We start from the raw sequence: 711 nt of genomic DNA, 5'->3' as shown, positions 1-711 counted from the left end.
AAGGTACGTAGCCTGCCGCTCGGTGGACAGGGGAATCCGTTCAAATTGGCTGTGGCCGATTACGATAATATCGTAATTGCCGGTGGCGATGCGTCCGCAGAAGCGTTTGCGGTTTGCGCGCTCAAAGTCGCTTCGCTTGGCCACCAGAATATTGGCGTTGGGATAGAGCAGCAGGGCCTCGGATGCAAGCTGTTCGGTCAGATGGTTGGGAACGCAGATTAGAGTCTTGCTGCAAAGTCCCAGCCGCTTTTTCTCCATGGCGGCGGCAACCATCTCGAAACTCTTTCCGGCTCCCACTACATGGCCCAAGAGCGTGTTGTTGCCATAAAGGATGTGAGCGACGGCGTTACGCTGATGGGGGCGCAAGGTGATTTCCGGATTCATGCCGTGGAATTGAATATGACTGCCGTCGTATTCACGGGGGCGAATGCTGTTGAAACGCTCATTGTACAGCTGAACGAGCTGCTGGCGGCGGGTCTGATCTCTCCAGATCCACTCCTTGAATGCATCTTCGATCTGCTGCTGTTTTCCCTGTGCAGCCTGCGTTTCCTGTGCATTGAGTACTCGGCGTTCCGTGCCGTCTGCATCCCGGATGGTGTCGAAGATACGGATGGCGCGCAGATTCAGGCTTTCTTCCAAAATGTGATAGAAGTTGGCCCGATTGGTTCCGTAGGTGACGGTGGCTTTGATATTGCCGCCGGTGTTGCTTTT

General features: G+C 54.9%; 1 pseudogene. It reads right to left on the bottom strand.

Going from position 1 to position 711, the window contains the following annotated elements:
- A pseudogene (locus ACESYO_RS16415) lies at positions 1 to 711 on the bottom strand (helicase); the annotation flags it as partial.

The sequence above is a fragment of the Allofournierella massiliensis genome (assembly GCF_964241245.1).
Lineage (GTDB): Bacteria > Bacillota > Clostridia > Oscillospirales > Ruminococcaceae > Allofournierella > Allofournierella massiliensis.
Note: the sequence above shows the minus strand (reverse complement) of the source record. Positions and strands in the feature narration are given on the sequence as shown.